Below are 4,161 nucleotides of genomic sequence, written 5' to 3'. Positions count from 1 at the left end.
GCTGTTTTTGTCAGCAGCATAGATGGTAAGCAATAGTTCACTGTCATCCACCATGCGGTATTCAGGTTCTCTGCCACTCAGTGCCTTGCTGCGATTGATAATAAGGGGTACACCCTCTCCCCGGCGCTCAATCAGCGCCTGGCGACCGGCTTCTTCACGAGCCAGGTAATAACGACTCAACAAGTTAACCAGTGCTTCATTACGAGTAACGGTATTTTCCATCAGGCCATCCAGTGTCAGACTGTTAGCCAATTGCCCCGGTGAATAAAGCTCCAGTCGGTCGGCGAACAGATGCAGGCGAATGCGTCGACCCGTCATGGAATAATCCCGATGGGCAACCGCATTCACTACGGCTTCAAAAACGGCTCCAAGGTCATACTGCGGAATATCAATTCTGCCAAGGGTTTTGATCGCCTGAACGCGCATGTTTTTTTTGACAAAATCCAGAGCGGCATTGATTTGTTGATCCAGCGGGCCGGTCAGATCCATGGCATCCAGTTGATCCTGAGCATCCCTTTCTGTACCGCTGTAACAAACACACTGGATGTAGGCATTTGTCAGCCACTGGGTAGGATCGGGTGTTAGCAGCAGCACACCACAAACCGAGAGGCCTTCGGCATAATCATCTCTGGCAGTGAGGTGCAGTTTGTGAAGCTGTTCTTTTTCCGGAGTATGAGGCTTTAAAAAACGTTGCTTAAGGCTGGTATCAATATCTGTGTAAGCTGTGCCCGGCACCAGAGATTCATCAAAACGGATGAGTCGTGCCTGTGACCGCTGCTGAAACAATCTTGCCAGTACTTCCGGTTTCATTTCCTGTTTGGTGGAACCAATACGTTGGTAATAACGCCCTGCACTCTGGTGTACCGAAATACTGCGAGGAATTTCCACGCTGATCACTGTTTTTAAGTTGCCTTGCTTGTCTGGCAGTTGCACAAGGTAGGTGTCAATGCGCAGTGGTGGATTAATGTTGTGCTGGCTGATATTAACAATCCACTCCTCAACTGTGGCTACGCAGTGTTCGTCAATTCCTTGTACATCACGGGTTTTATCATCCACGCCGATGACCAGTCGGCCACCCTGACCATTGGCAAAGGCTGCCATTTCGTGCGCCATTTTGTCCTTGTGAGGCTCAGTAATCTTAGAGCCATCCAGTTTAACGGCTTTGAACTCAATACTGGAGTCTTCACCTAGGCGGACATGGTACATCAGCTCTCTGGTCAGTTTTTCATGGTGCATGTGGGCTTCCTGTTCAGATTCAATGTGCCAGTGTCCAGCGCAGCGTAAATAAAGGTGTGACTTTGTGGGTCAACTCCAGCTTTTCACTGACTTCATCCAGCAGCCGATCTTCTTCCTGCTCTATCTTTTTTCTTGAGTCATGATACTGAGCCAAGGCATCATCACGCTGACGCTCCAGTTTACGCAGTGCCTTTTTCGCCTGAATTTTCTCGGTGGTGGAGGCCAGCTGCCTTGCTTCCTTCTTGAACTGCTGAATCTGGCTGCTCAGCTCTTCAACGACCTGCATCAGGGTTTCACGTTGATCCTGCGCCCAACGCTCCAGCTTGTCTGACTCCTGTTCAAAATACTGCTCCAGTTCAGTTTCTGTGTGTTTTATAAGCCCTGCAAGTGCTTCTTCACGCCAATCTGCAAACAGGGTTTCTGGCAATTCTTCCATCATCGGCACGGATTCTGCTGGAATGCACAAGAGATGTTCGGCCATTTCAGCTGAAAGCCGCTCACCTTGATCTGTCTGCGCCAAAACAACCAGATGCCGAGTACGGGTGTTGCCTTTGTTATAGGTGAAACTGGTTTCAAAAACAGCCATCTGACCGGATTGCCCAATATAGGGTTTCAGTGAACTGTAATGCCCAACCAGACGATCATAATGAAAAGTCAGATGTACTGGGTCTAGCTGCCTGTTTTTTGCTTTACGAATCAGATCCCATGCCAGATAGTGCTCTGTAGCCTGTAAACGAAAAAACTCCGAGTTCTGCTCCTGAGCCATACCCCAGGTCAGGTCATAACGTCGATCCTGATAAAAGAAATGATTGCTACCAAACTGAGCTTCTGACAGTTCTGCCCGTGCGAGATCCAGCAGCACCCGTTCATACTCTTTCAGAAAATCATTACTTTCATCACGCCGGGTTTTCAGTGAAGCAACAACATCTCTGTCAAAATTTTCCAGCAAGGTGGTTCGTGCTGCAGCTTCACGAACTTCCAGTACACTTTTGAGGCTTTCCTGCAGTTGATCAAAAGCCTGCTCTATGGCTTCAGTGGTTCGGCATTTCTGATAAATCTCATAGATACGCTTTTCAATATCAATATTACCTTCAATGGCACCCAGAACCTCATCTGAAGCACCAAAAACCCCTTCAAATAACTTGAGTTTTTCACTTAGTAACTGAAAAACGCGTTTATCTGCTGGATTTCTTCGATTGACAAAATTAACAACAACAACATCATGCAGCTGGCCATAGCGGTGTACTCGACCAATGCGCTGCTCAATTTTCTGTGGATTCCAGGGCAAATCGTAATTGATTAACAAGGAGCAGAATTGCAGGTTGATACCTTCTCCACCTGCTTCTGTTGAAATCAGGATGTCGGCATCATCACTCCGAAAATGCTCGACCAGTGCTGCTTTCATGTCTGCAGTTTTTGAACCGCTGATGCGAGCAGACCCTTCATGCCGTTTTTTCCATGCCTGATAAATCTGTACTGATGATGGGTCGTTATTTGAGCCATTAAGTAAAACAACACGACCGGCGTAGCCCTGCTGTTCCAGGAGTGTTTTCAGATACTGCTGCGTGCGACAGGATTCAGTAAAAATGACCGCCTTGCGCTTTCCGCCAAGGCTTTCAGTCATTTTCATGGCTTTTTCAAGCACCGTCAGCAGTGCATCCCCTTTGGCATTGGAGGTGATCTGGCGAGCCATTTCATAACATTCTGTCAGAACATCCATTTCTTGCTGTAACTGGTTTGGCGGTTTTTCGCCTGATTCACCATCATCCTCAAATTCTTGGTCCAGCCAATCATCAGCGTCTTCGATATCACTGAGAATATTTTCATTCAGTTGTTGTTTTTCTTTCAGTCGCTCTAACATGCCTTTCAGAGTTTCTGCTACAGCAAAAGACGATGAAGCCAGAATTTTTCTCAGTCCAATACTGACCAGATGAATGGCTTTTGGATTGATCGCCAGGAGATTTGGCGTCTGTAAATAGTGAGACAGCTTGGTGTATAAATCCCACTCTTCCACCTCAGGTGTAAAATCCTGAGTCAATGAATAACGGTTAGTAAAGTTGATTCCACCCTCTTGCTGTACCTGTCGGCGCAAGGTGCGATGGCACAGGGGTCTGATTCGCTGCTTTAAATCCTCCAGTGCCTTGCCGCTCTTCTGGCGGTTGACATAAAGCATCCTGAAGGATTTTTCATCACCAAAGAGGTGTGGATCAACAACCTGTGCCAAGCCATACAACTCCATCAAATTATTCTGGAGAGGTGTTGCTGAAAGCATAATCCTGCTTTCAGCATTTGCTGTTGCCTTGACAATTGCCTTAGCTCGTTTACTGGTACTTTTCTGATAGATGTTACGTAGCTTGTGCGCTTCATCAAATACCACAAGATCCCAGGATACCAAAGCAACTTTATCCTTCCTGAGAGCCACATATTCATAGGAGCAGATAACAATCTGGCCTTCTTGCTCAAATGGATTGGAGATACCCTGTTTCCTGAACTCACCTTCAACCTTGCTGTCGATCACTGTAGAGGGCAGCTCAAACTTGTCTGCCAGCTCCTGGTGCCATTGTTTACGTAATGATGCAGGGACAATCAGTAAAATCTTGCGTTTGTTCTCTGCCCATTTTTGCGCCATGACAAGACTGGCCTCAATGGTTTTACCCAAGCCAACCTCATCTGCCAGCAACACCCCTTTTTCCAGAGGGGATTTAAGCGCAAAACATGCTGCTTCAATCTGATGGGGGTTCATGTCGACCCGTGCCGACGCCATGGCTCTTGAAACCTGATTCGAAATTTTCCCTGTCTGGGTCAGCCAATGAGCAAAGTAGGTGCTTTGATGAGGTGTGAACATATCAACCTTTTCGACAAGCTTTTCGAGAACAATAGTTCGGACAGTTTTAAAGAAAGCCTGCTACCCGGATAATGGGGTTG

The 4,161-nt window shown here is 47.1% G+C and carries 2 protein-coding genes; both read right to left on the bottom strand.

Going from position 1 to position 4,161, the window contains the following annotated elements; genetic code table 11:
* Positions 1 to 1,236: RNA-binding domain-containing protein (locus IBX50_RS17830; RefSeq protein ID WP_292257676.1), on the bottom strand; the 1,236-nt coding region annotated here is incomplete at its 3' end.
* Positions 1,237 to 1,255: 19 nt separating this feature from the next.
* Positions 1,256 to 4,000 (bottom strand): SNF2-related protein, encoded by a 2,745-nt coding sequence (locus IBX50_RS17825; RefSeq protein WP_292257674.1) that lies wholly within the window; start codon positions 3,998 to 4,000, stop codon positions 1,256 to 1,258.
* Between the last annotated feature and the right edge of the window lie 161 nt (positions 4,001 to 4,161).

The organism is Marinospirillum sp. (assembly GCF_014859565.1).
Note: the sequence above shows the minus strand (reverse complement) of the source record. Positions and strands in the feature narration are given on the sequence as shown.

Bases quoted from the DNA above. Each gene is read 5' to 3' on its own strand.
- IBX50_RS17825 (WP_292257674.1), bottom strand. From the start codon at position 4,000: ATGGCGTCGGCACGGGTCGACATGAACCCCCATCAGATTGAAGCAGCA.